The organism is Rhodococcus sp. AH-ZY2, from assembly GCF_030916465.1.
Taxonomy (GTDB): domain Bacteria; phylum Actinomycetota; class Actinomycetes; order Mycobacteriales; family Mycobacteriaceae; genus Rhodococcus; species Rhodococcus ruber.
Window position 1 is genome coordinate 4,750,618 of sequence record NZ_CP126458.1, and the last position, 24,313, is coordinate 4,774,930.

Annotated in this window: 21 protein-coding genes; 13 read left to right on the forward strand and 8 right to left on the reverse strand. The window is 70.2% G+C overall.

Translation table 11 applies throughout. From position 1 onward, the window contains the following. Positions 1-73: 73 nt before the first annotated feature. The 8 genes from QNA09_RS22855 (at position 74) to QNA09_RS22890 (ending at position 8,280) form a co-directional block, all read left to right on the forward strand. Entirely contained in the window at positions 74-1,138 is a 1,065-nt protein-coding gene (locus QNA09_RS22855) for an isopenicillin N synthase family oxygenase (RefSeq protein WP_010596238.1), read from the forward strand. Continuing rightward, positions 1,135-1,974 carry a MetQ/NlpA family ABC transporter substrate-binding protein gene (locus QNA09_RS22860; protein WP_006943671.1) on the forward strand — a complete coding sequence of 280 codons (840 nt, stop codon included), beginning with the start codon at positions 1,135-1,137 and terminating at the stop codon, positions 1,972-1,974. The genes QNA09_RS22855 and QNA09_RS22860 overlap by 4 nt, the downstream gene beginning before the upstream one ends. Then, a complete protein-coding gene (locus tag QNA09_RS22865; protein ID WP_102031753.1) occupies positions 1,971-2,981 on the forward strand; it encodes a methionine ABC transporter ATP-binding protein in 1,011 nt (336 codons plus the stop codon). The genes QNA09_RS22860 and QNA09_RS22865 overlap by 4 nt, the downstream gene beginning before the upstream one ends. Next, entirely contained in the window at positions 2,978-3,646 is a 669-nt protein-coding gene (locus QNA09_RS22870) for a methionine ABC transporter permease (protein ID WP_029546695.1), read from the forward strand. The genes QNA09_RS22865 and QNA09_RS22870 overlap by 4 nt, the downstream gene beginning before the upstream one ends. A gap of 119 nt (positions 3,647-3,765) precedes the next feature. Then, a complete protein-coding gene (locus QNA09_RS22875) occupies positions 3,766-4,809 on the forward strand; it encodes a YeiH family protein (RefSeq protein WP_006943674.1) in 1,044 nt (347 codons plus the stop codon). Positions 4,810-4,978: 169 nt separating this feature from the next. Continuing rightward, entirely contained in the window at positions 4,979-6,940 is a 1,962-nt protein-coding gene (gene ggt, locus QNA09_RS22880) for a gamma-glutamyltransferase (RefSeq protein WP_119700351.1), read from the forward strand. Positions 6,941-7,074: 134 nt separating this feature from the next. Beyond that, the gene (locus QNA09_RS22885; protein WP_010596244.1) at positions 7,075-7,503 is read left to right on the forward strand and encodes a CBS domain-containing protein; all 429 of its coding nucleotides are present in this window, start codon (positions 7,075-7,077) and stop codon (positions 7,501-7,503) included. Between the two features lie 105 nt (positions 7,504-7,608). Then, the gene (locus QNA09_RS22890) at positions 7,609-8,280 is read left to right on the forward strand and encodes a hypothetical protein (protein WP_119700201.1); all 672 of its coding nucleotides are present in this window, start codon (positions 7,609-7,611) and stop codon (positions 8,278-8,280) included. Here QNA09_RS22890 and QNA09_RS22895 read toward each other — a convergent pair. Continuing rightward, positions 8,271-9,998 (reverse strand): cutinase family protein, encoded by a 1,728-nt coding sequence (locus tag QNA09_RS22895; protein WP_119700202.1) that lies wholly within the window; start codon positions 9,996-9,998, stop codon positions 8,271-8,273. The genes QNA09_RS22890 and QNA09_RS22895 overlap by 10 nt on opposite strands. Positions 9,999-10,243: 245 nt before the next feature. Between QNA09_RS22895 and QNA09_RS22900 the strand changes: the two genes are divergently transcribed. Together QNA09_RS22900 and QNA09_RS22905 are read left to right on the forward strand one after the other, a co-directional pair. Then, positions 10,244-10,660 (forward strand): TIGR03618 family F420-dependent PPOX class oxidoreductase, encoded by a 417-nt coding sequence (locus QNA09_RS22900; RefSeq protein ID WP_010596247.1) that lies wholly within the window; start codon positions 10,244-10,246, stop codon positions 10,658-10,660. 341 nt (positions 10,661-11,001) lie between these two features. Next, positions 11,002-12,303 (forward strand): aromatic acid/H+ symport family MFS transporter, encoded by a 1,302-nt coding sequence (locus QNA09_RS22905; RefSeq protein ID WP_010596248.1) that lies wholly within the window; start codon positions 11,002-11,004, stop codon positions 12,301-12,303. 109 nt (positions 12,304-12,412) lie between these two features. Here the strand turns inward: QNA09_RS22905 and dnaB are convergent, their stop codons facing one another. The 5 genes from dnaB to rpsF form a co-directional block, all read right to left on the reverse strand. After that, positions 12,413-15,622: a replicative DNA helicase gene (gene dnaB, locus QNA09_RS22910; RefSeq protein ID WP_201027024.1), complete on the reverse strand. Its 3,210-nt coding sequence runs from the start codon at positions 15,620-15,622 to the stop codon at positions 12,413-12,415. 468 nt (positions 15,623-16,090) lie between these two features. Continuing rightward, positions 16,091-16,546 (reverse strand): 50S ribosomal protein L9, encoded by a 456-nt coding sequence (gene rplI / locus QNA09_RS22915; protein ID WP_017680194.1) that lies wholly within the window; start codon positions 16,544-16,546, stop codon positions 16,091-16,093. Positions 16,547-16,565: 19 nt separating this feature from the next. Further along, on the reverse strand, positions 16,566-16,808 hold the full coding sequence (gene rpsR / locus QNA09_RS22920; protein ID WP_003938621.1) for a 30S ribosomal protein S18: 243 nt from the start codon (positions 16,806-16,808) through the stop codon (positions 16,566-16,568). 43 nt (positions 16,809-16,851) lie between these two features. After that, a complete protein-coding gene (locus QNA09_RS22925; protein WP_010596250.1) occupies positions 16,852-17,364 on the reverse strand; it encodes a single-stranded DNA-binding protein in 513 nt (170 codons plus the stop codon). A 64-nt stretch (positions 17,365-17,428) separates the two neighbouring features. Further along, on the reverse strand, positions 17,429-17,716 hold the full coding sequence (gene rpsF, locus QNA09_RS22930) for a 30S ribosomal protein S6 (protein WP_003938619.1): 288 nt from the start codon (positions 17,714-17,716) through the stop codon (positions 17,429-17,431). A gap of 130 nt (positions 17,717-17,846) precedes the next feature. Between rpsF and QNA09_RS22935 the strand changes: the two genes are divergently transcribed. The 3 genes from QNA09_RS22935 to QNA09_RS22945 all read left to right on the forward strand — a co-directional run bounded on the left by QNA09_RS22935 (position 17,847) and on the right by QNA09_RS22945 (position 20,090). After that, on the forward strand, positions 17,847-19,190 hold the full coding sequence (locus QNA09_RS22935) for a glycosyltransferase 87 family protein (protein ID WP_040273033.1): 1,344 nt from the start codon (positions 17,847-17,849) through the stop codon (positions 19,188-19,190). A gap of 124 nt (positions 19,191-19,314) precedes the next feature. Beyond that, the gene (locus tag QNA09_RS22940) at positions 19,315-19,665 is read left to right on the forward strand and encodes a CD225/dispanin family protein (protein WP_010596252.1); all 351 of its coding nucleotides are present in this window, start codon (positions 19,315-19,317) and stop codon (positions 19,663-19,665) included. An 11-nt stretch (positions 19,666-19,676) separates the two neighbouring features. Next, positions 19,677-20,090, forward strand: coding sequence for a DUF2752 domain-containing protein (locus QNA09_RS22945; RefSeq protein ID WP_010596253.1), 414 nt, complete (start codon positions 19,677-19,679; stop codon positions 20,088-20,090). Positions 20,091-20,188: 98 nt separating this feature from the next. On the opposite strand, the gene QNA09_RS22950 is transcribed toward QNA09_RS22945, so the two are convergent. Next, complete coding sequence (locus tag QNA09_RS22950; protein ID WP_119700203.1) at positions 20,189-21,766, reverse strand: glycosyltransferase family 87 protein; 1,578 nt, start codon at positions 21,764-21,766, stop codon at positions 20,189-20,191. A gap of 9 nt (positions 21,767-21,775) precedes the next feature. Further along, positions 21,776-24,214 carry a transglycosylase domain-containing protein gene (locus tag QNA09_RS22955; protein ID WP_308072486.1) on the reverse strand — a complete coding sequence of 813 codons (2,439 nt, stop codon included), beginning with the start codon at positions 24,212-24,214 and terminating at the stop codon, positions 21,776-21,778. Positions 24,215-24,313: the final 99 nt, after the last annotated feature.

The window sequence follows — 24,313 nt, forward strand, 5'->3', positions numbered from 1 at the left end:
TCCGGCCGCCGGTGCCGCGTTGCCCGTTTCCCGGGCACCCGGCGCTCGACGTGGCCCGAAAGGACTCCCTGCGATGCCTCCCTCGACCACCCTGCCCGTCGTCGACCTCACAGGCCTCGACGGCGATGCCGCCACCCGGGCCGCCCTGCTCGACCGGCTGCGCCGGGTCACGCACGAGGTCGGCTTCTTCCACCTGGCCGGCCACGGCATCGACCCGGCCCTCGCCGACCGGCTGATCGCGGCGGCACGCGCGTTCTTCGCCCTGCCCGACCCCGTGAAGCTGGAGATCGAGAACTCCCACTCGCCTCATTTCCGCGGCTACACCCGCGTCGGGGGTGAACGAACCCAGGGATATGTGGACTGGCGCGAGCAACTCGACATCGGCCCCGAACGGGCTCCGGTGGCACAGTTCGACCCCCAGCGGCCGTGGGAGGTGCTGCACGGTCCGAACCTGTGGCCGAGCCGGGTGCCGCAGCTGCGGACGCTCGCGCTGCAGTGGATCGAGCAGGCCGGCGCGGTCGGCCGTCGACTCCTCCGGGCATGGTCCGAATCCCTCTCCGCACCAGCCGATTTCTTCGACGGCGCGTTCGCGGACCCCGATCCGCTGCTGAAGATCGTACGGTACCCGGGCCACGACCGATCGATCACCGGACAGGGTGTGGGCAGTCACAAGGACGTGGGAGTTCTCACGCTGCTCTATCCGGAACCCGGAAGCACCGGCTTCCAGGTGGAGATCGACGGCACCTGGGTCGACGTCGAACCCCTGCCCGGACACTTCGTCGTCAACATCGGCGAACTCCTCGAACTGGCCACCGGCGGCTACCTGAAGGCGACGACGCACCGGGTCCTTCCGCCGGCTCCCGGCACCGACCGGGTATCCCTGCCGTTCTTCCTCAATCCCGCACTGGATCAGGCGTTGCCGCATGTGCCGCTGCCCGGCGCACTCGCCGCCGAGGCCCGCGGGGTGGGTGCGGACGAGCACGGTGACGCCCTGCACGCCGTGTACGGGCTCAACGCGCTCAAGTCACGGCTGCGGGCACACCCCAACGTCACCGAGCGCCATCACGCCGACCTCTCGAACTCCCCCCTCCTCGCCGGCCGGCCCGGCGATCTCGACGAAAGCGAACACTCCGAATGACTCTGCGCCGCACCCTGTCCGTGGTCTCCGCCGTCGCCCTGGCCACCGGGCTGGCCGCCTGCTCCGCCTCCGGGACCGGTGAGGACACGCTCGTGATCTCCGCCTCCGCGACACCGCACGTCGAAATCCTGGAACACGTGCGGCAATCCGGTGCGCTCGGCGACGTCGTCCTCGACATCAAGCCCGTGACCGGCGAGGTGGACCCGAACGAGTTGCTCGAAGCCGGTGACGTCGACGCCAACTTCTTCCAGCACCACCCGTACCTCGCCGACTGGCAGCAGCAGAAGGGCGTGGACAACCTCGAGTCGGTCGCCGCCGTACACCTCGAACCGCTCGGCCTGTACTCGAACAAGATCGCCGCGGTCGCGGACCTGAAGGACGGCGACACGATCGCGCTGCCGAAGGACACGACCAATTTCGCGCGTGCGCTCTACCTCCTGGAGTCGGCGGGCCTGCTCGAACTCGACAAGCCGCTGTCCGAAGCGGACATCGCGACGGTCACTGCCGCGAACATCGTCTCGAATCCGAAGAACCTGAGGTTCGTCGAGCTCGAACGCGCGCAGCTCGCGCGCACCGTCGACGATCCGGCGATCACGGCCTCGGTCGTCAACTCGAACTACGCGCTCGAAGCGGGGCTCAACCCCGCGGACGACAGCATCGTGCGGGAATCCGTCGACAACAACCCGTTCGAGAACATCCTCGTGGTGCGATCGGAGGATGCGTCCGATCCCGCCGTCACCGCCCTCGCGGACGCCCTCGAGTCGCCCGAGGTCGCCGCCTGGATCGCCGAGAACTACGACGGCGCGGTCGTACCCGTCCACGAGGTCGGCGCGTGATCGTCGTCGACGGACTCACCAAGTCGTACCCGGCAACGGGCGGCACCGGCACGATCGACGCACTCCGCGGAATCGACCTGAGGATCGACGAGGGAGAGGTCTTCGGCATCGTCGGCCCCAGCGGTTCCGGCAAGTCCACGCTGCTGCGGTGCCTGAACCTGCTGGAACGCCCCACGAGCGGACGCATCCTCCTGCGCGGCGAGGACCTCTCGCACCTGTCCGAAGGCCGGCTGCGCGCGTCCCGTCGCCGCATCGGCACCGTGTTCCAGCAGTTCAACCTCCTGCACTCCCGCACCGTCCGCGCGAACGTCGAGTTTCCGCTCGAGGTCGCCGGCGTACGGAGGACGGAGCGACGGGACCGGGCCGAGACGTTGCTCGAGCTGGTCGGGCTCACCGACAAGCGGGACGCCTTCCCCTCGCAGTTGTCCGGCGGGCAGCAGCAGCGCGTCGGCGTCGCGCGCGCACTCGCCGCCGAGCCCGACGTCCTGCTGTGCGACGAGGCGACCAGTGCCCTCGACCCGGCCACCACGGAGCAGGTGCTCGATCTGATCGCGACCGTCAACCGGACCCTCGGCGTCACCATCGTCGTCGTCACCCACGAGCTGTCCGTGGTGCGCCGGATCTGCACGTCGGCGGCGCTGCTGGACGGGGGCCGCATCGTCGAATCCGGTCCCGTGGCCGATCTCGTGGCCGACCCCCTCTCCCGCCTCGGTGATGCGCTGCTGCCGGCGGGCGTCGGCGAGCAGAACGGGGACGTGACCGCGCTCGTCACCGCCCGCGGCTCTGCCGTCGCCACGCCGTGGCTGTCCCGGCTCTCCCGCGACGTCGGGGTCGACGTCGCGGTCGTCGGTGGCCGGGTCGACCGTGTCGCCGGTACCGACATCGGCAAGCTGCACGTGCGTTTCGACGGCGACGTGGATCGCGACGCGGTGGACCGATTCTTCGCCGCCCTGCCCGACGTCACCGTCGCGTGGACGACCGGCGTCGTGGCGAGGGTCGGGGCATGAACAAACTCAGCTGGTACGACGCCCTGCCCGAGGTGTGGGCCGCCACGCTCGACACCCTCTACATGGTGGGCGTCGCCTTCCTCCTCACCGTCGTGGGCGGGGTGCTCGTGGGTGTTCTGCTGCACGTGACCGCGCCGGACGGGCTGCGCCCGATCCGCACGCTGTATCTCGTGGTCGGGGCCGTGGTCAACGTGTTCCGTTCGCTGCCGTTCCTGGTCCTGCTGATCGCGCTGATCGGTGTGACCCGTCTGGTGGTCGGGACTGCGATCGGGCCGACCGCCGCGCTCGTCCCCTTGACGATCGGCGCGATCCCGTTCTTTGCCCGCATCGTCGAGAGCGCGCTGCGAGAGGTTCCGCGTGGGCGGGTGGACGCGGCCCGGGCCATGGGGGCCTCGAACCGGCAGATCGTCACCAAAGTACTTCTTCCCGAATCGCTTTCGTCTCTGATCTCCGGTGCCACCCTCACCGCGGTTCTGCTGGTCGGCTACTCCGCGATGGCCGGGGTCGTCGGTGGCGGCGGGCTCGGCGACTTCGCCATCGTCTACGGGTACCAGCGCTTCAACACCCCGGTCCTGATGGTCGCGGTGGTGGTGTTGATCGTGCTCGTGCAGGCGCTGCAGACCGTGGGAGACGTCGCGGTGCGGGCGCTCGCACACCGGCGATGAAGTTCGCTTCGCGGCGGCGCGGCCGTGCCTACCGCGGCCCTGTCTCATATCGAATCGATATGAGGTGATGCCGAAACACCGTCTATCCGCGACGCACGCCACCCGCCAGGGTGGAGACCATGGCCACTTCTCTCCAGACGCTCTCGGCCCCGGCCGCGGTACGCCTGCGCGCTCCGCTTCCGGGACTCGCCGTCTGTGCTGCGGCGGCAGCGGCGGCCCTCGTCGCCGCCCGGCTCGCCGGGGGCATCAGCCCCCTGCTGATCGCCATCGTCCTCGGCGCACTCCTGGCCAACACGACCTCGCTCCCGGCGTCCACCGAACCCGGCCTGGCCGTGGCCTCGCGCCGGTTGCTCCGGATCGGGGTCGCCCTCCTCGGTCTGCAACTCCTCGTCACCGACGTGCTCGCCCTCGGCTGGGGCGTGCTCGGCCTCGTCGTGGCCGTGGTGGTCGGCGGCATCGCCGGAACGATGGCACTGGGCAGGATCCTCGGGCTCGACTGGACCCAGCGCCTGCTCGTCGCCTGCGGCTTCTCGATCTGCGGCGCCGCCGCCGTCGCCGCGGTGGACGGGGTCGTCGACGCCCGCAAGCAGCACGTGGTCACCGCCGTCGCACTGGTGGTCGTCTTCGGCACCGCCATGATCCCCGGCCTGCCGCTCGCGGCCTCCGCGCTGGGACTCGACACCACCCAGGCCGGCATGTGGGCCGGCGCCGCGATCCACGAGGTGGCGCAGGTCGTCGCCGCGGGGGAAGCCGTGGACGCCGGCAACGCCGGGGCGCTGGGCGCGAGTGCCCTTGCGGTGGCCGTGACCGTGAAGCTCGCCCGGGTCGCGATGCTCGCGCCCGTGGTCGCCTGGATCGGCGCGGTGTCCCGCCGCCGCAGCCGCGAGCAGACCGAAATGCGGCGGCCCCCGCTGGTGCCGCTGTTCCTGCTCGGCTTCCTCGGCTGCGTGGCCCTGCGCGCCACCGGCCTGCTCCCCGACCCGGCTCTGGACGTCGCCCGGCTCGCGCAGACGGCGCTGCTCACCGCCGCCATGTTCGCGCTCGGCACCGCCGTACGTATCGACGTCCTGCGGGGCGTGGGCTGGCGGCCCTTCGCGCTCGCCGCCGCATCCACGGTGTGGGTCTCGGCGATCGCCCTCACCGGAATTGTGCTGCTGGGATAGCGGATACGCTCCACAGCCGCGCGCCGATCGGCCACACACAACAGTCGTGCCGCACGCGGGTGACCGGAAGGTTCGCGGCTGGACGCGGTGGCCCGGCACGACGGCCCGGCCGAAACGGATCTCGCGGGAAGCACTTCGGGCACCGGTGGCCGCTGTTACCGTCGGCGAGATGACACCGGTGGCGAAGGTGGGCTCCACGATCCGCGTCGCGATCGCCGCGACCCTGTCGGTCGCGCTGCTCGGCGCCTGCACGTCGGCCGGTGACGACCCGGCGGGACCCGCCGAGTGCGTCTCGGTTCCCAACGGCACCCCCCTGTCCGCCGCGCCGCCCGCCCCGGCCACCGGTGACCGGGACCTGGCCACCAACCCCGAGGTCGCCACCGGCTACCGCGACGACATGACGGCGGTGACGACCGCGTCGTACGCGGTGTCCACCGCCAACCCGGTCTCGACGGAGGCGGCGTGCAAGGTGCTGCGCGACGGCGGCACCGTTGCCGACGCGCTGGTCGTCGCGCAGACGGTGCTCGGGCTCGTGGAGCCCCAGTCGTCGGGGATCGGCGGCGGCGCCTTCCTGCTCTACTACGACGCGGAGTCCGGGCAGGTGCAGGCGTACGACGGCCGGGAGACGGCGCCGATGTCGGCCACCGAGAACTACCTGCGCTGGATCAGCGACACCGACCGCACCGCGCCCCGGCCCGACGCCCGGGCCAGCGGCCGCTCGATCGGGGTGCCCGGAGTGGTGCGCCTGCTCGAGGAGGTGCACCGCGAACACGGCGGCACGGAGTGGGCCCGGTTGTTCGACCCGGCCATTTCCCTCGCCGACGACGGGGTGGTGATCAGCGACCGGATGGCCGAGTCGATCGCCGACTCGGCGCCCGACCTCGCCGTCGACGACGAGGCGCGGGCGTACTTCCTGAACCCCGACGGCACGCCCAAGACCGCGGGCACCGTCCTGGTCAACCCGGCCATGGCGAAGACGCTCGGCGCCATCGCGTCCGACGGAGCCGACGCGTTCTACACCGGAGCCCTCGCTCAGGACATCGTCGACGCCACCGCCACCGCCACGGGGGGCCGCACCCCCGGGACGATGACCGTCGACGACCTCGCCGGCTACGAGGTGAAGACGCGCACCCCCGTGTGCACGCCCTACCGGGAGCACGAGATCTGCGGCATGCCGAACCCGTCCTCGGGAGGCATCGCCGTCGCGGCGACGATGGGCATTCTCGAGAACTTCGACGTGTCCGCGCTGGGACCGACCGAGGTCGACGAGAACGGGGGCGAGCCGACCGCCGACGCCGTGCACCTGATCTCCGAGGCCGAGCGGCTCGCGTACGCGGACCGCGACAAGTACGTGGCGGACTCGGACTTCGTTCCCCTGCCCGGCAACTCGCCGCAGACCCTGCTCGACGACAACTACCTGCGCGCACGGGCCGATCTCATCGACCCGGGCCGGAGCATGGGCACGGCACAGCCCGGCGACTTCGGGCCGGTGCCCCTGGGGGTTCCGGCGCAGGACCGCGAACACGGCACCAGTCACATCTCCATCGCGGACGAATACGGCAACGTGGCCTCGATGACCACGACGATCGAATCGGCGTTCGGCTCGTTCCACATGGTCGACGGCTTCCTGTTGAACAACCAGCTGACGGATTTCGCCGCCGAACCCGTGGACGAGGCCGGGGTCCCGGTGGCCAACCGCGTCGAACCGGGCAAGCGGCCGCGCAGTTCGATGGCACCGACCCTCGTGTTCGACCGCAACCCCGACGGCACCCGCGGTGACGTGCGCATCGTCGTCGGCTCGCCGGGTGGTTCCGTCATCATCCAGTTCGTGGTCAAGACCCTCGTCGGCATGCTCGACTGGGGCCTGGATCCCCAGCAGGCGGTGTCGGCGGTCGCCTTCGGCGCGGCCAACACGCCCGTCACCGGGGTCGGCGGCGAGCACCCGGCGATCGACGGCAGCGACGACGGGGCCCGCGATCCGCTGGTCGCCGAGTTGCGCGCACGAGGTCATCAGGTGGCGGTGCTCCCCCAGTCCAGCGGGCTCAGCGCGCTGCGGCGGGACGAGACCGGGTGGATCGGCGGCGCGGACCCCCGTCGAGAGGGCGCCGTGATGGGCGACACCACCGGATAACGATCCGGGGCGAAGGTCCGGGCGCCGAGTCACGACTGAATAACCACACGGGGTTTCGCCGATCTGCGGGAATAAGATCGACAACCATCGATCGCCGTCACGGCGGGTGGGAACGGATGGATCGGGGTACCGGGATGCGGATCGCGGACGTGCTGCGGAACAAGGGGCCGGTCGTGGCCACGGTGGATCCGGACCTCTCGGTCGAAGACATGATCGGCGAACTGGCCCGCAACAATGTGGGCGCCCTCGTCGTGATGGAGGGCGGCGCCGTGATCGGCATCGTCTCCGAACGCGACGTCGTGCGCCGGCTCCACCAGCACGGTCCCGCCCTGCTCGACGCCCGCGTCCGGGACATCATGAGCACGACGGTGTCCACCTGCCTGCCCACCGATACGGTGGACAGCCTCGCCGAGACCATGACCGAACGCCGGATCCGGCATCTGCCCGTCGTGGTGGACGGCCGCATGGTGGGGATCGTCAGCATCGGCGACGTCGTGAAGAGCCGGATCGACGAACTGCAGTGCGAACGCGACCAACTCGAGTCGTACATCGAGCACGGCTGAACCCGGGCACCAGATTTCAGCACCAGATTTCAGCGCCAGATTTCAGGGGGATTCTCCGGGTGATCCCGGATTCGCTCCAGCGTGTGCCGGGCGACAGTGGACCACATGGCGAAGCGTCCGGGGCAGCGGTGGCGGCAGGCGACGGTGTGGCTGCACGTGGTCACATCCGTGGGATGGATGAGCCAGGCCCTCGCGCTGCTCGTCCTGCTGACACTGAGCCGCACCGCGGTGGATCCCGCGGTGCGGGTGGCCGGAACGACGATGGCGCAGCACCTCGACAGCACGCTGCTCGCCCCGCTGGCCAACGCGTCGGCGTTCACGGGCTTCCTGCTCGCGGCGGCGACGCCGTGGGGCTTCCTGCGCTACTGGTGGGTCGCGATCAAGTTCGTCCTCACCGTGGTCCAGGTGAACCTCGGAATCTTCCTGCTGTCGGCGGGCCTGAACAGTTCGGTGGCCGCCGCCCGCGACGACGCGTCCGGACCGGCGGGGCCGATGATCGCGGGCACCGCGCTGATGGTCGGCGCGCTCGCCTTCCAGGCGTGGCTGTCGGTCGCGAAACCCTGGTCCCGCACCCCCTGGACGACCGGGAAGGCGAAACTGCCCGCCGCGCCGCCGTGGGTCTTCATGATGGCGACGGGCGCAGTGGCCGCCGATCTGACCGTCGCGGTGCTGCTGGGTCACCCGCTGCCCGCCTTCTCCGCGGTGGCCCTGGTCGTCGCGTCGACGACCAGGGCCAGGACGATCCGCGAGGCGAGCCTTCGACCCGCCTACGGCTGAGGCACCGCCGTGGTCGTCGCGGTGGTGGTGGCCGCCGGCGTCGTGGTCTCGGGGGCGCTCGACTCCGTCGTCGTGGACTCGACCGGCGGCAGCGGCTCGACGGCCGGAGCCGGGGACTGCACCGCGGGCGACGGGACCGGGGACGGCGTGGTCGTCGTCGGAGCGGGGGCCGCCGCCGGGGCGGGAGCCGGGGCCTGGACGGGCGCCGGCGACGCTGCCGTCGTGGTGGTCGCGGCCGGGGTCCGCGAGGTGGTCGTCGGGGCGGACGTGGTTGCCTCGGCGGCGGTCTTCTCCGCGTCCTCGTCCGCCGTCGGCGGGATCGGCGCCGGATCGATCGGCTTCGACGAGACGACGAGCTTCGGGGCGGTCGACTCGGCCTCGGCCTTGTCGAGCTCGCCGCTCTCGGCCTGCTTCGCCAGGTGCGTCAGCCAGGCTGCCGCGTACTGCGCCGAGGTCAGGGGCTTGCCGTTCTCGGGGTCGGAGTCGCGCCAGTAGTCGAAGTGGTGCCCGGTATCGGGACCGAGGGTCTGCTGGTAGGGATCGCTCAGCGCCACCTCGAGGGTGTTCTCGTTGTCGGCGAGGAACCCGATGACCTCGTTGCGGAGCTTCGCCGGCAGATAGGCCAGGTCGATCAGCTCACCGGAGGTGATCTCGTCGTCCGTGCCGTCCGAGGCGACATCGCGGACGGCCGGCTCGTAGGACGGATCCGACACCTTGATGAGCACGTCGAGGAACGTCTCGTCGCTCTGCATCCAGTTCTCCTGCGACTGGATGTCGGCGAACGCGGCCATGGCGATCCGCCCGAGGACCGTGGCGACGTCCAGCGCGGTCTGCGGCGTGAGGCCCTCGCGCTCGAGCGCGTCGACGTTCAACTGCCGGCCCACGTTCACCGCGAGCTGCAGCAGGGCGATGTTCTCCGGGGCAGAACACGTGAGGTCGCCCTCCGAGCAGAACGACGCCACCTTGCCGTCCAGCGCCCCGAAGCTGCCCGAGGTGCCCGGCAGCGAACCGCTGCCCGACGCGCTGTTGCGGCCCGACTGGTAGGCGAGGTCGAACCCGTCCGGGTTGCGGAACTCGTCCTCCGCGCCGGGGAACGGTCCCTCGCCCGCCTCACGACCGGCGTCGGCCAGGATGACCACACCCACGACCGAATCCGGATCGACGATCTCGTACGACCCGTCCTCGGCGACCTCCTGGTTACCGATCTCCATCGCCACCCGGCGCGCCACATCGGCGCCCTCGCTGTACCCGACGACGGCGAACTTCGTGTCCGGGCATGCCTCGCGGATCGCCTGCATCACGGTCTGGGCGTTGTCCACGCCGGTCTCGACGGCGTCGTCGTACGACGACATGTTCGCCGGGTACTCGACGTACACCGCGGAGTAGGAGCCCTCCGGGACGTCGTCGCGCGGCGCGTTGACGACCTCGTCGACCCAGGGGCTGCTGAAGTCGGTGGACGATGCGGCGGGCAGAGGGTTCCCGTCGGCGTCGAGGAGCATCGCATGCGTTCCGGGGCGGGGGCTGTCGTTGCGCCCGCCGACCGCGATGCTCACCATGTCGTGGCACTCGGTGACCGACGCGGTCAGCGTCGTCGGGGTCGTCGACGGCGCCGACGGTTCCGAGACCGCCACCGCTATCACCGCCGCCGCGCCCAGCGCCACGGGAGCCACCGCAGCCGCGGCAATCCGCTTGTTTCGCACCGCCCAATCGAGTGCCATGGTCCCACCCCATCCGATCTCGGTCCGTGCCGACGACCCCGGTTGCGGTGTCGACGCGTCGGACGGAACGTCGCTCGGGGACTCGGTCGTGTTACATGTCCGTATCGCGGGAGGGGCCGCGATACGCGGTCGAGGCTTCTGTCCCCCGCGTCGTTCCGCTCGGGCAGCACCGTCGTCCGGGGGCGGTCCCCCTGTCCTGCGGCAACAGCCTGTGCATCCATGTGGGCGCGAGTAGGCTGCCGGTCATGGCCGAACTGTCCGCCGAGGTGCGGGCTCTGCTCGGGGCGCGGAACATGGCACACGTCGCGACGCTCATGCCCGACGGCTCACCGCATGTCTCTCCCGTGTGGATTGCGGTCGAGGGTGATCGCTTGGCGATCTTCTCCGCTCGCGAGAACCGGAAGGTCGCCAATCTACGCCGTGACGGGCGCGTCGCCGTGTCGGTCTGCGACGAGCACAATCCGTATCGGTCGGTCGTCGTCCGCGGCCGGGTCGTCGAGGAACTCCAGGGCGACGAAGCGGTCGAGATCATGGACCGGATGAGCAACCGCTACGTCGGCACCGACTTCCCGATGCGCTCGGCGATCGTCTCGCTCATCGAACCCGAGCGAGTTCACCTGCAGGACCTCCCGTTCCACCACCCCTCCGGCACCGGAACCTGAGCCGCGACCTCCGAGGCCGTCCGGGTGCGACCGTCGACCGCGATCCGGGGATGCCCTGCACGACCGCAGCGCAATCCGATTCGGCGCGAGGATTCGGTTGCGCGCGCGGCGCAGGCTCCGCTCGGTCCCGTCGTTCCGGGGATCGCCTTTCACTCTCGCGGCCCACACCGAGCGCGTCTGATCCATCTCGGGACCGCCGACACAACGGTCGTTTTCACTGAGTGAAATAGCTTCTGCCTGATCGATTTTCCCGATCGGCCCTGTCCCACAGCGGAGTTGACGTACGGCAGTGCACGCAGTCACAATCCGAACGATCACTCGGTTACGAACAGGTGTGCACTATGCGAACAAGCTCCGACGGGGTCGCCACCGAGGCGCCCCGACACACGACCCGCTCCGCGCGACTCGTCATCGCGCTGTGCTGGGTCGCGGTACTCCTCGACGGCTTCGACCTCGTCGTTCTCGGCGCCGTGAACCCGGCGCTGCTGGACTACCCGGACTGGAACGTCGATGCCGGCGGCCTCACGGTCATCTCGACCGCCGGCCTGGTCGGCATGACACTCGGAGCCCTGGCCATCGGCACACTGACCGACGTCCTCGGCCGGCGACGCACCCTCATCTTCTCCGTCACCGCCTTCTCGGTGCTGACCCTCGCATGCGCGTTCGCGACATCACCGGAGATGCTCGGCGTCCTGCGCTTCCTCGCGGGCCTCGGCCTCGGCGGCGCACTGCCCACCGCGCTGGCCATCGTCGCCGAATTCGCGCCCGGGAAAAAGGGATCCGCGTCGACCACCGTCATGACCGGCTACCACGTCGGCGCCGTGGCGACGGCCCTGCTCGCCCTCGTCCTGCTGGAGAGTTCCGGGTGGCGTTCGATGTTCGTCGCGGGCACACTGCCGGCGTTCGTTCTCGTCCCCCTGATGTTCCGCTACCTGCCCGAGTCGCCCGCGTACCTCTCCGCCCGAGGCCGGCACGACGAAGCCGCACGCATCGCTGCCGACTACGGACTTCCGTCCACCGACGTCGTGCCACCGGACCCCGGCCACACCCCGGACGCGAAGCCGGCGTCGCCGGTGCGGGCCCTGTTCTCGCCGCAGTTGCTGCGCACCAGCGTGTCCATCTGGGTCACCTCCTTCATGGGGCTGCTCCTGGTGTACGGCCTCAACACCTGGCTGCCGACGATCATGCGCGAAGCCGGATACGACCTCGGTGCGTCGCTGTCGCTGTTGCTCGTGCTCAACGCCGGTGCCGTCGCGGGCCTGCTCGTCGCCGGCCGCGTCGCCGACCGGATCGGCGCACGCACCGCGGGCCTCGTGTGGTTCACCCTCGCCGCGCTGTTCCTCGCCACGCTCAGCATCAACCTCGCCTACGGCGTCTACGTGCTGGTGTTCCTTGCCGGCTGCTTCGTCTTCAGTTCCCAGGTGCTCGTCTACGCCTTCACCAGCGCGGCCTACCCGGCCGAGGCACGCGCCACGGCGCTCGGCTGGTCCGCCGGCGTGGGCCGCATCGGCGCCATCTGCGGTCCGATCCTCGGCGGTGCGCTCCTGCAGGCCGGCGTCGCATACCCCTGGGGCTTCTACGCCTTCGCCGCCGTCGGCGTACTCGGCGCCGTCGCACTGTCGACGAGCCGGCCGGTGCGGTAGCGCTCGGAACTTGCCCACCGAATCGGAACTTGCCGCGTGAATTGCGTGGGCAAGTTCCGAATCGGTGCGCGAATCCCGTCGGACGCCGTCCGGGCTGTGAGGCGAACCCTCAGCCCCGCGCCATGTCCACGAAGCGCGACAAGTGCAGCTGGTGCGCGACGGTGATCGTGGCCGTCGGACCGTTGCGGTGCTTGCCGAGGATCAGATCCGCCTCACCGCCGCGCGGGTCGTCACGTTCGAACGCGTCTGGCCGGTGCAGCAGAATCACCATGTCGGCATCCTGCTCGAGACTGTTGTGCACCGAGATGCCATCGGCAACAAAGTTGTGCGTGCCCGGGACGGTCCCGTCGTACACGTCCTGCTCACCGAGGCTGACGATGGATACGATCTCGTCCCAGTACACATTGTTGGTGGCGAGCATGTCGATGTCGGCGGTGTCGAGGACGCCTGCCACCTGAGCCAGACTCGACCGTGAACCCCCAACGGACCGCGAAGCCGCGGCCGCGACGAGCTCGCTGGGAGCGAGTTCCTCGACAGCGAGGAGCCGGCCCAGCGCCGCCTCGACGTCGGGTGTCACGGTGTCGGCGTCGTGACGTACGAGCTTCGGGCCGAGCTGCGCGAGCACCCACTGTGCCGCGGTGCCGTGGGCGCCCACGTCGTGCAGGAAGACGGCCTGATTCTCCGGGCCGGTGACGACGACATCCCAACCTGTTTCGGCCGCAGCGATCCGAGCGAAGACGCCGATTCGCAGGAGCAGACGGGCCAAGTCGTCGGCGAGGCACCGGGCTGCGCACGGATACCGGACATCGGCCCGCCCTCGGGCTCCGTCCCACGCGACGATTCCGTTGCCCTCCCACACGTGGCACACGAGCGCGGCGACCTGTTCCTTCGGCAGCGCGAACGCCTGGGACGGAACAGAACTTTCGACGACGGCGCGCTCGGCCAGCGCGACGACGTCGTCCTCGGAGACGGCGTGCGTGGCGAGAGGAGCAGGAACGGCGCGGGGCGCCGCGACCCGCTCGCCGACCGTGAGCTCGCCGAGGGGAATCCACCCGTCGACGGTGAGGAAGGGATGGTTCGCGGTGGCCTCCACCTGACGACCGGAGTCGAGCGTCAGCCGGAACACCTCCTTGCGTCCGCTCGGGAACACCTTGGTCATCGAGCGCGCAACCATGCGCATGCGCTCGTCCAGCGACCAGACGACGGGCTGTTCCCCACTGACCAGCAACTCGCCGAGGGTGACCTCGCAGCCGTTGTCCGCGCGCAGGACGCGGGTGCTCGCGGTGAGGCAACCCGACTCACGCAGGTCGGAGACCATGGGCTTCTTGTCGGTGCGCTGCTCGGGACCGCGGTTGAGCTGACAGATCGCGACCACCGGGACCTCGAGCTCCTTCGCGAGAAGCTTGAGGCTACGGGAGAATTCGGAGACCTCCTGCTGGCGGGACTCGACCTTCTTACCGGAGGTCATCAGCTGCAGGTAGTCGACGACGACCAGCCGGATGTCGTGTTTCTGCTTGAGGCGCCGCGCTTTTGCGCGAATCTCCATCATCGTCAGGTTGGGGGAGTCGTCGATGAACAGGGGCGCTTCGCTGATCTCGCTCATCCGCCGGGCGAGGCGCGTCCAGTCGTCGTCGGTCATGCGGCCCGAACGCATGTCACCGAGCTTGATCTTCGCCTCGGCGGAGAGCAGCCGCATGACGATCTCGGTCTTGCCCATCTCGAGGGAGAACATGACGGAAGCCATGCCGTGCTTGACCGAGCAGGACCGCAGGAAGTCCATGCCGAGCGTGGAGTTGTGGGTGGGCACCATCGACCGCCCGGCGAGATACAGGTGCTCACCGTCGACCTCGACGCACCGCACCGGTACGGACTCGACGGGACGGACGGCGACGATGCGACGCTGCCGCGCCACCGTCGTACGGGTCTGCTTGTGCGCCTTGGCCTTGCTGGGGAGGACGAACACGTCGTCGTCGGTGGCGAATCGCACCGCCGACCCGGCGGCGGCGCAGGTGTAGCCGAGGCCGGCCAGCAGCTCGGCGACGTCGTCCCGCAGGCGGGCGCAGTCCGACTCGAATCGCACGGTGCCGTCGTCCTCGACGTGGCCGCCGGCGTCGAGCAGACCGGCGAGCAGTTCACGCCGCTGCTGTTCCGACGCCCGCTGGTAGGCGCCGGGGATGTGCGCGCCGAGCGTCATGAGTTCCTCGGCGAATCCGCCCTCGCCCTGCACCCGCATGTGCACGTGGGGATCGGCCGACGGGCCACCGAGCCAGGCGCCGAGAGTGAACGGGGCGACGGGCAGATCGGCGACGGGCAGGCGCAGCGGAGCGACGTTGCCGACGATGTGGCCGGTGGAGAGTGAGGCCGCGAGCTCCCCGGTGGTGCGTACCCGCGACGGGCCGCCGTCGGAGGTGAGCCACTGATGCTGCTCGTCGGCGACGAGGACCGTGCCGTCGGAGAACTCCACCTCGAAGCAGGGGCGGCCGTGCAGCACCTCGGTGGCGGCCAGCACCCGGGTGGGGCGACCGTGGGCGTCGAGAAGTTCGTCGCCGACGGCGACCTCGCCCATGGTCGTCCAGCCGCCGGGGGTGGGCAGTGCAGTGTCGAGGGACAGCGCCTTTCCGACACCCGGGCGGGCGGCGACGATGATCATCTGCCCGGCGTGGAGACCGTTGGTGATCTCGTCGAGTTCGGCGAACCCGGTGGGCACACCCAGGGAGATGCCGCCGCGGCTGGCGATCGAGTCGATCTCGTCCATGGTGGGCTGCAGCAGCTCTTCGAGCGGGACGAAGTCCTCGGACGTGCGGCGCTCCGAGACCTCGAAGATCTCGGCCTGGGCGCGGTCGACGACCTCGGCGACGTCCTGCCCATCGGAGCCGGCGTACCCGTACTGGACGATGCGGGTGCCGGCCTCGACGAGGCGGCGCAGGATGGCCTTCTCGGCGACGATCTCGGCGTAGTAGCTGGCGTTCGCGGCGGTAGGCACGGTCTGGGTCAGCGTCACCAGGTAGGCGGCGCCGCCGATGCGGCGGAGCTCTCCGCGCCGGTCGAGTTCCGCGGACACCGTGACGGGGTCGGCCGGCTCACCGCGACTGTAGAGATCGAGGATCGAGTCGTACACCGCCTGGTGGGCGGGACGGTAGAAGTCGCCGGGCCGCAGCACCTCGAGCACGTCGGCGATGGCGTCCTTGCTGAGCAGCATGCCCCCGAGCACCGACTGCTCGGCGACCATGTCCTGCGGGGGCTGGCGGCCGAAGTCGCCCGCCGGCTCCTCCGGCGGTCCCGGGTACTCGGAATGGCCCCGATCGTCCACTACAGCCACGCGACGCCGTCCTTCCCCGTCTCGGCACCTTCGCGGGGGACAGGCCCTGTCCATCCGCGCTCGTCACCACTTCTACCCGGCCCCACCGACACGTCCTCCGGACGCGCGCGCTCGACGTTAGGCACTGGGAACGCCCCGTCCAAATCCGCCTGTGCACACATCTGTGGATGAATTGTGGAAACAGGAGGACGACCTTGTGCACCCCTTGGGGACAACCTGGGGACAACGCATCTCACACTTTGCATCGCTGCTGTTCAGACGGCACAAATCGTGTTTCACAAGTGTGGAGAACAACCCGCTCGGCGTGTCGTGCCGGATGTGTTTCCGGGCGTGTTACGCGGTTCCGGCACCCCGCCGCTATGCTGCAGGTCACAAACCTACCGGTACCCCCGTCGGGTTATCCACAAGCCTGTGGACAGACGACGAAGAGCCCTGCACCAGGGGCGCAGGGCTCTTCGAGGACCGGAATCAGGCGGCCACGACGTTCAGATCGAACTTCGCGGTCACGTCCGGGTGCAGCTTCACGATCACCGTGTGCTTGCCGGTCGACTTGATGTGCGCCTTGGGCAGCTCGATGATGCGCTTGTCGACGACGGGGCCACCGGCGGCCTTGACGGCACCGGCAACGTCGGCGGCGGTGACCGAGCCGAACAGCTTGCCCGAGTCGCCGGCGGTCTTCACGGCCAAGGTGACGCTCTCGAGGCCCTCGATCGCGGCCTTGAGCTCCTTGGCGTGATCGAGGCCGCGCACCGCACGAGCCTCCTGGGCCCGGCGGATGCCCTCGACCTGCTTCTGGGCACCACGGGTGGCGACGATCGCCAGGCCGCGGGGCAGCAGGTAGTTGCGGCCGTAGCCGTCCTTGACCTCGACGGTGTCGCCAGGCGCACCGAGGTTGTCCACGTCGGCAGTGAGAATGAGCTTCATCGTGTGTCCCTCCCTTTCCTTAGCGAGCCGTCGAGACGTAAGGAAGCAGGGCCACCTCACGCGAGTTCTTCACAGCGATGGCAACGTCGCGCTGGTGCTGCACGCAGTTGCCCGTGACACGACGGGCGCGGATCTTGCCGCGGTCGCTGACGTACTTGCGCAGCAACGTCGTGTCCTTGTAGTCGATCTGCACGTTCTTTTCCTTGCAGAAGGTGCAGACCTTCTTCTTCAAAACCTTTTCGCGCGCGGGCGCCTTAGGCATGGTCTTTCTCCGTACTTTCCGAATGTTCCGATCGAAGGTCGGATCAGAACGGGGGCTCGTCGTCCCCGCCGAAGGAGCCCGCCGCCGGGGCGCTGCCCCACGGGTCGTCCCCGCCGGTGCTCGCGCCGGCACGGGCCCCGCCCGATCCTCCGGAGGAACCGCCGAAGCCGCCCCCGCCACCGCCCCCGCCACGGCTGGCCTTGTTGACCTTGGCCGTCGCGTAGCGGAGCGAGGGGCCGATCTCGTCGACCTCGAGCTCCACGACAGTGCGCTTCTCGCCTTCACGCGTCTCGTAGCTGCGCTGCTTGAGCCGGCCCTGCACGATCACGCGCGAGCCACGGGTCAAGCTCTCGGCCACGTTCTCCGCTGCCTCACGCCAGATGTTGCAGCGCAGGAACAGCGCCTCGCCGTCTTTCCACTCGTTGGACTGACGGTCGAAGATGCGGGGCGTGGACGCGACGGTGAAGTTCGCGACCGCGGCCCCCGCCGGGGTGAAACGCAGCTCGGGATCAGCCGTCAGATTGCCGATGACGGTGATGACGGTGTCGCCTGCCATGTGGTTCCTCCTGCTGTGTGTGGAGTCCTGATGCGCCCGAGCCTACGGCCGGACGCCGACAGACTCACTTGCCGTGGCGCAGAACCTTGGTGCGGAGCACCGACTCGTTCAGGCCGAGCTGGCGATCCAGCTCCGCGACAGTGGCGGGCGTAGCGCTGATGTCGATCACCGCGTAGATGCCTTCGCTGTGCTTGGCGATCTCGTACGCGAGACGACGCTTACCCCACACGTCGACCTTGTCGATCTTGCCGCCGTCCTGGCGAACGACGTTGAGGAACGTATCCAGCGACGGGGCGACAGTGCGCTCGTCCAGGCTGGGGTCGAGAATGACCATCAGTTCGTAATGACGCATAAGACCTCATCACCTCCTATGGACTATGGGCGGTCACGGACGGTCCGTGACAGGAGGGTCGTTGCGTCAGCAACCCATGCAGGCTACACGACGCGCCCTTGACCAGCGAAATTGGCCTAGGGTGAAGAACATGCGCACGAGTTCCCGGACGCCCGCGCTCGTCGCCGTCGTGACGTGCGCGCTCGCCATGTGGCTCGGCTACCTGAACAAGGCCCGCTGCGCCGGGCCGCCGTTCGACCCGCAGGGCCGCAGCGTGCGGTTCGACGCGGTCAAGGACGCCACGGTCTGCTACTCCGACATCCAGCAGTTGTGGATCGGACGCGGCATCAACCTGCACCTGTTCCCGTTCCTCGACGGCGGGATCACCCGCGACGGCGTGCTCACCGGCGGCACCGTCGAGTACCCGGTACTGAGCGGCATCCTGATGTGGGTGGGGGCCCTGCGCGCCGACACCGACGCCGAGTTCCTCCTGCACTCCGCGCTGCTGCTGGCCCCGTTCGGCCTGCTCGTCGCGTGGCTCCTCGGCCGGCTGGCCGGATGGGCCGCGCTGCTCTGGTCGGTGACGCCGCCGCTGGTGCTGTACGGCTTCCACAACTGGGACCTGCCCGTCGTCGCGACCACCGTCGGGGCCGTGGCCGTGCTCGGGGTGCGACGGTGGTCCCTGCGCACCCGCGCGGTGGCCGCGGCCGTCCTGCTCGCGGTCGGGTTCTGCCTCAAGGTGTATCCCGGCATCTTCGTGCTGCCGCTGATCGCGTACGTCCTGACCGGCGGGGACGAACCGCGACCCCGGCGCGACGTGCGGGGCGCGGTGACGGTGGGCGCCGCAGCGGCGGTAACGGTGATCGCCGTGAACCTGCCGTTCGCGCTGCTCGGCTATCCGGGATGGCGCGCATCGTTCGAGTTCCAGGGCAACCGCGCGGCCGACGCCACGAGCAACTCGATCTGGTACTGGGGGCTGCGGCCGCTGGTCGGCGGCTATCAGGACACCGAGGTCACGGCCGAGTACAACGACATCGTCGCCGTCGTCTCGCCGTTGTCGATCTGCGCCGCCTTCGCGCTGGCGCTGTGGCTGGGGTGGCGGCGGTACCGCCGCGACGGCAGCTACCCGTGGGTCGCGGTCGGCGCCGCGATGCTGTGTGGATTCCTGCTGCTGCACAAGGTCCATTCACCGCAGTACACCCTGTGGCTGTTGCCGTTCCTGGTGCTGCTGCGGGTGCGCTGGCCGCTGATCGCCTCGTACCTCACCGTGGACCTCGCCATCGGGATCGGGGTGTTCCTGTGGTTCGACGCGACCATGACCCACAGCGACACCACGATCCCGCTGCTGCTCACCCTGGTCGGGGTGTGGGGGCGGGCCGCGCTGCTCGTCGTGCTGTTCTTCGTGTTCGCCGGCGCACCCCTGCGCCGATCCGGCCAGCCCCCACCCGACGAGGAGCAACCCCGGATGCCGGCTATGAGCGGAGAAAATCGGTGAACACGTCCCGGGCCGGGCGGCCGGCGCGGTCGTGGTGAGTGCGGCAGCACCGCGGCTGGTCTACCCTTCCGCGCGGGGGGAACCGGAACAGGCCGGGATCCCGACGGGGTGATCGAGGACGAAGATGAGTGACTATCCGCAGTACCCGCCGAACAATCCGGGCGGGTATCCCCCGCCGGGCGGCTACGGGTACTACCCGGGGCCGCAGTTCGGGCCGCCACCCGACAACAACCTGGTGTGGGGCATTCTCACGACGATCCTCTGCTGCCTGCCGCTCGGCGTCGTTTCGATCATCAAGGCGAGCCAGGTCAATTCCCTCTGGGCGCAGGGCCAGTTCGATGCCGCGCGCCGATCGGCCGACGACGCGAAGAAGTGGGCGATCTGGTCGGTGGTGGCGAGCGTCGCGGTATGGGCGGTGGTCGTCGTCTTCTACATCGTCGTCCTCGCCGCGGCGGTCTCGTCGTCGGGTTACTGAGGGACCCGGCCGTGCAGACGCTCACCGCCCGGCTCGCCGCTCCCGTCGGGGTGGCGGCCGTGTCGGTGTGCGTGTGCGCGGCCGTCGCGTGGGCGGATCCGACGACGCCGGGTGGCCCGATTCCGCCGTGCCCGACCCGCGCCCTGTTCGGTATCTGGTGCCCCGGGTGCGGATCGTCGCGGATGCTGTATTCGCTGCTGCACCTCGATGTTCCGGCCGCGCTGCGCTACAACGCCCTCGGCGTGGCCGCGGTGCTGCTGCTGGGGTGGTCGTTCGTCGTGTGGACGGCCGCCCGGGTCCGTGGACACCGGATCGTCCAGTGGTACCAGTGGCGGTGGGCGCCGCAGATCGTGCTGTGGGCGGTGCTGGGCTGGTTCGTCGTCCGCAACCTCCCCGTCGCGCCCTTCGACGCGCTGCGCGTGTAGACGACGCTCGTCGCGGACGAGCACTCGCGCGCGAAAATGCTTCCCGCGCAAGTTTTTACGCGCGCGGGCAGCACCCGTCGCGCGCGGCTCCGGCCGGGCTACGATGCGGCGCTCGACGCGGGTGTCCGCCGCTCGGCCGATTCGGGAGGTGATGTCCGCCGGGCGCCGGGCCGCACTCCCTCCGGAATCCACCGCGGGGGAGCGTCGGGGGCGTGGTCGAGCACACCACCGACGGGGTCGTCGACGAAGCCGTAGCGCACGAGATCCTCGGCCGGACGGAGAATCTGCCGGACGACGAGCGCGCACAGCGCCACGACCGCGAGGTCGCGCAGTAGCACGGTCGTCGTGAACCACTGCTCGGGCAGGCCCTTGTTCTCGGCGCCGAGATAGAAGTACATGCGCGGCACCCAGACGAGGGCGTCGATCGTCATCCACGCGAGCAGGATCCGCCGGTGCGGCAGGGCCAGCACGGCGAGCGGCACCAGCCACAGCGAATACTGGGGGCTCCACACCTTGTTGGTGAGCAGGAACGCGGCAACCACGAGGAAGCACAACTGGGCGAGGCGGGGGCGGCGCGGAGCCGTCCACGCGAGCCACGCGATGCCGCCGCAGGCCGCGGCGAACAGCAGCAGCGACACCGAGTTCAGCGTGGAGGTGTCCCAGCCGGACCACCCGGTCAGCGACCGCGCGACGTTGTAGATCGAATCGGGGTCCGCCCCGCGTTCGGTGTTGAGCCGGAAGAACTCGGCCCAGCCGCGCGGGTAGAGGACCATGATCGGCAGGTTCACGGCGAGCCAGGCGGCCGCCGCGGCACCGGCCGCCTGGCCCAGTGCCCGCAGCTTCCCGGTGCGCAGGCACAGCAGCAGCAGCGGACCGAACAGCAGCAGCGGGTACAGCTTGGTGGCGGCACCGAGCCCGAACAGCACCCCGGCGAGCACCGGCCGCCGCCGCGCCCAGGCCAGCAGCCCACCGGCCGCGAAGGCGGTGGCGAGGGCGTCGAAGTTGGTGAAGGCGTGCACGGCGACGAGCGGCGAGGCGGCGACGAGCGCCGCGTCCCAGATGCGGCGGCCGGCGGAGAGCGCGGTGGCCCACACGGTGACGAGCCAGGCCGCGGCGAGACCCACCGCGACGATGTCGAAGTAGATCGCCACCTGCAGGCCGCCCGGAAGCCACGACGCGGCGTCCCAGGCCTTCGCTGCGCGCATCGAGACGTACTGGTAGAGGCCGGCGAGGACCGGATACTCCATGTACCGGACCTGGGACTGCCCGTCCGGTCCGGGCTCCTCCCACGACGTCTTGTACGGGAAGGCACCGGCACTGAGGCGTTCGGCGCCGTAGAGCGGCACGACGTCGGAGTAGCACATGGCGACGTACTGCCGGTTGTCGCCCCAGTCCAGCCCGAGGGCACCGTTCTCGCCCACCGGCCCCTGCTGGATGCAGGCGGCCTTGGTGAACCAGCCGAGAGCGAGGAACACGACCGCCAGGAGCAGCAGCGCGCGCAGCGGCGTGAAGAACCGGGTGCGTCCGAGCAGGGCGTACCGTCCGACGGGGCCGCCGATGCCGGTGGACAGACGCGACACCGTCGGATCGGTCCATCCGGGTGCGTCGCGCCAGTCCGCGGAGCGGCGGTCGGCAACGAGCGGACCCGGCGACGCGAGCTCTCTCTTCTCGGTCACCCCGCGAGGCTACCCGCCGGGTGTGGCGCCGGCGGGGTCCTCCTGGAAGCGGCTGTTGCCGGACTGCTCGTCCCCGCCGGCACCGGTCGACTCGTCCTGCGTCCCGAAGCCCGGCGTGTCCTCTTCCGTGGTGGGGGTCGGTGTGGGCACCTGCTGGGTGGTGGTCTGCGGCGCCACGCCCGGCATGGGGATGGTCACGCCCGGGAGGATCTCGACGTTGCGGGTCGTGATCTCCGGCGGCGTGGGCAGCTCCGGCGTCGTCCGCTCGGTCGTCGTCGGGGTCTGCGTCGTGGTCCTCGGCGGCGCCGGCGCCGAGTACGCCGGGACGCCGGCCTGTCCGGCGATCGGTTCGGGAGTCGGGAACTTCTCGACGTCGGTGCCTTGGAGGGCACCGTCCATCGTGTCCTTCCAGATGTCCGACGGCAGGCCGGACCCGTAGATCATGCCGCCCCAACTGTTCTCCAGGGGCAGGCCCTGTTCGGTGCCGACCCACACGGCCGTCGACAGCGACGGCGTGTAGCCCACCATCCAGGCGTCCTTGTTCGAGCCGGTGTCGCCGAGCTGCGCGGTGCCGGTCTTGGCGGCGGACGGGCGACCGCCGGCGAGGGCATGCCCGTTGGAGTACGCGGCGATGGGCATCATCGCGGCGGTGGTGTTGTCTGCCACGGCCTCGTCGACACGCTGTTCCCCGGCGGGGGTGCCGCGGTCGAGCAGCACGGTGCCGTCGGCGGTGACGACCTTCTGCACGAAGTAGGGCTCGTGGTAGGTGCCGGACGCGGCGAGCGTCGCGTACGCCGACGCCATGTCGATCACGCGGGACTGGTACTGGCCGAGCACGATGCCGTAGTTGGGGCCGACGCCGCCCGGCTCGGTGAGGGTCTCGCCGACGCCGGGGATCTCCTCGGGGATGCCGAGCTGATGTGCCATGTCGGCGATGGCCTGCGGGCCGTTGTCCATCTCGAGCATCATCCGGTAGAAGCTGGTGTTGAGCGACCGCTTCAGCGCCTCGGCGATGGTGCAGGTGCCGCAGTTCTCGCCCTCGACGTTGCCGATCGAGATGCCGTTGACGGTGAGCGGGCCGCTGTCGTACATCGCGGACAGCGGGTTGCCCTGGTCGAGGTTGGCGGCCAGGCCGAACACCTTGAACGACGATCCGGTCTGCAGACCGGACTGGGCGAAGTCGAAGCCACCGCCGTTGTCGCCGCCGTAGTAGGCGCGGACGGCGCCGCTGCGCGGGTCGACGGATACGACGGCGGTGCGCAGCTCCTCCGGCTCGCCGTCCATGTTCGTGCGGACCGCGTCGAGCGCGGCCTCCTGTGCCTGCGGGTCGATCGTGGTGGTGATCTGGAGTCCCTCGGTGTTCAGCAGGTTCTCGTCGATGCCCTCCTCGGACAGCTCCCGCAGCACCTGGGTGCGTAGCAGGCCCTCCGGCCCGTTGGACTGTCCGCCGTTGTCGACCTCGGCCAGCGGCACGTACCGCGGATACTGCATCGAGGCCCGGTCGGCCTCGTTCAGGGTGCCGGCGGTCACCATCCCGTCGAGGACGTAGTTCCAGCGCGCCTGGGCGCCCTCGGGGTTGGTCTCCGGATCCAGCAGCGACGGCAGCTGGATCGAGGAGGCGAGCACAGCACCCTCCTCGACGGTGAGCTCGCCGACGGGCTTACCGAAGTACGCCGTGGAGGCAGCGGCGATGCCGTACGCGCCACGACCGAAGTAGATGGTGTTCAGGTAGGCGGCGAGGATGTCGTCCTTGGACCACTGGTTGGCCATCTTGGACGCGAGGACGAGTTCCTTCATCTTGCGGGTCAGGGTGCGCTCGGAGCCGACCAGCGCCGTCTTCACGTACTGCTGGGTGATGGTCGAACCACCGCCGGCGCTCTCCCGGCCGAGGATGTTGTCGCGGGCCGCGCGGGCGAAGCCGCTGACCGAGAATCCGGGATTGCTGTAGAAGTCACGATCCTCGGCGGCGAGTACGGCGTTGCGGACGTGCTCGGGGATCTCGTCGAGGCCCACCTCGGTGCGGTTGCCCTCGGGCGGCACCACCTTGGTGATGACGGTCGAGCCGTCGGCGGCGTAGACGGTGGCGACCTGGTTGGTCTTCAGGTCACCGGGACGCGGAACCTCCTGGACGACGTAGGCCAGCATGAACGCGAGGATCGGCAGCACCAGGGCCAGGGCCAGGGCCACGGCCACGTAGCCGACACGCCGCACGGTGCGCCAGCGCGTCGACTTGGGGTCGCCCGGACCACGCGGGGGCTCGTCACCCCCGCCGCGCGCGGTCGGGGGCGGGGTCGGTGGGCGCCCGCCGGGGGGCGCGCCTGCGGGCCGGTCGGGCGGCTGCTGAGGGTTGCGGTTCTGCACCGGCGGCCGGTTCTGCGGCGGGAGTTGCCGGGTCCGGTCGGCCGGTGGTTGCTGCGGTCGCGGCCCGTGAGCGTCCGGCGACGGCATCCCTGCGGCCCCGTACTGCTGCGGGGGACGTTGCTGCGGCGGATACGGCTGGGGCCGCGGGCCGCCCGGCTGGGGGCGCGGCGGCGGCGGGTACGGACG